The 614-nt window shown below is 67.6% G+C and carries 1 protein-coding gene; it reads left to right on the plus strand.

Annotation, left to right across the window (positions count from 1 at the left end; translation table 11 throughout):
- The coding region (locus Q8X39_RS20465; protein ID WP_305751543.1) for an amino acid ABC transporter permease at positions 1-443 on the plus strand (443 nt) is incomplete at its 5' end.
- Between the last annotated feature and the right edge of the window lie 171 nt (positions 444-614).

Raw genomic sequence — 614 nt, forward strand, 5'->3', positions numbered from 1 at the left:
TCCCGCCGCTCAAGGCCGTGCCCAGCTTCGTGCTGGTCGTCGTCGGCCTGGGCTTCTTCACCTCGGCGCGCATCGCCGAGCAGGTCAAGGCCGGCATCCAGACGCTGCCGCGCGGCCAGCGCTACGCCGGCCTCGCGCTCGGCCTGACGCTGGGCCAGACCTACCGCCACGTGATCCTGCCGATGGCCTTCCGCATCGTCATCCCGCCGCTCACCAGCGAGAGCATGAACATCGTCAAGAACTCGTCGGTGGCCTTCGCCGTCAGCATCGCCGAGCTGACGATGTTCGCGATGCAGGCGCAGGAGGAGACCTCGCGCGGCATCGAGATCTACCTCGCGGTGACCGGCCTGTACTTCGCCTCGGCCTTCACGATCAACCGCATCGCCCAGTTCATCGAGCAGCGCGTGCGCGTGCCGGGCATGGTGGGTGGGGGTGGCAAGTGAGAGGACTCTTCAACATCCTGGAGCGGGCCGAGCGCCGGGCCGCCCCCAAGCCGGCACGCATCCCCTCGGGGGATAGGCCGTCGCTGGCGACGGTCGAGGGGCGGACATGAATCTCGACTTCAGCTTCTTCACGGGCGATGTCATCTCGAGCTTCGTCCTCAAGGGCCTGTT

The sequence above is a fragment of the Leptothrix discophora genome, from assembly GCF_030705305.1.
GTDB classification, from domain to species: domain Bacteria; phylum Pseudomonadota; class Gammaproteobacteria; order Burkholderiales; family Burkholderiaceae_C; genus Sphaerotilus; species Sphaerotilus discophorus.